This is a genomic window from Jatrophihabitans lederbergiae (assembly GCF_031845305.1).
GTDB classification, from domain to species: domain Bacteria; phylum Actinomycetota; class Actinomycetes; order Mycobacteriales; family Jatrophihabitantaceae; genus Jatrophihabitans_A; species Jatrophihabitans_A lederbergiae.
This window is the reverse complement of record NZ_JAVREH010000189.1, coordinates 1-965: the sequence shown is the minus strand read 5'-3', so window position 1 is coordinate 965 and position 965 is coordinate 1. Positions and strand designations below refer to the sequence as shown.

Genomic DNA, 965 nt, shown 5'->3' with positions numbered 1-965 from the left:
ACGTGGAACCGGCGCACCGAGCGACCTCGGCCAAACTGTCCTGCCCGCACGGCACAATCGGAAACCACAGAGGCTGCCGCCCCAAGAACGACGATCAACAGGCGCCGCGTGAAAGTTTCGGGCTAGTTCTGCGCTGTTCGTTCGGTTGAATAGAAGATCTCCGCGCTGGAGTAGCAACGGCGCGACGTCCGGGTGGTCACGCGCTAGAAACTTAAGTTTGTCGGTCACGATCGACCCGCGCTGCAGATTTCCCATCCGCAAAACGGCGATCGGGTTCGGGCCCTGCGCCTCAGAGGTCTTGGCACTTGTGCCGTACTGAACGAGCGACGCTTCATCGCCTACTGTCGACGCGATCCAATCGCGCGGCACGGTCACATCAAGGTCGCCAAACGACAGCAAACGTTCGCTGTTTGAAGACCCCGTGCCCGTGATCGCGTGCATGGCGGCCGCAGTTGTCAGCATGGTTGCTCGACGCGACGCCATATCAAGCCCCGCGTTGGCTGCGTCGAGGCGGGAGAGGTGGTCTTCGAGGGTGTCGACGATCCGACGCTGCTCATCGATCGGCGGGACCGGCATTACGACGCGGCGCACTTCCTTGTCGAGAACGGCCGGGTAGCTCACACCCTTCTGGAAGGGCAGCACTTGGTCGAGCATGTCGCGCGAAGTTGCAAAGTAGAACAGGAACCGCGGGTGGAGCCGGGGTCCTGGCCGAAGCACCGAAAAGCCGGTCGACGCGAACTCGTCTGCGAGCGATTCGTCGACGTACGCGATCTTCTCTAGGTACGGCCGGACGGTAGAGAAGATGGTGTCGCCCGCGCGAACAACCTGCCTGCACCGGCTAGTGTCGCGTGAACGATGATCTTTGACCGCTGGTTGCTTTGGTGAGGATTTCGTCGGCGGTCTTGGTCCAGGTGAACGGCTGGCAGCGTTCGTTCCAGGCGTCGATGTAAGTCTCGATTGCGGCG

The 965-nt window shown here is 61.8% G+C and carries 1 protein-coding gene; it reads right to left on the bottom strand.

The genetic code is table 11. The features are described 5' to 3' along the window. Positions 1-804 (bottom strand): restriction endonuclease subunit S (locus RM423_RS24910; protein WP_396327885.1); only part of this gene is annotated, 804 nt, incomplete at its 3' end. Positions 805-965 lie beyond the last annotated feature (161 nt).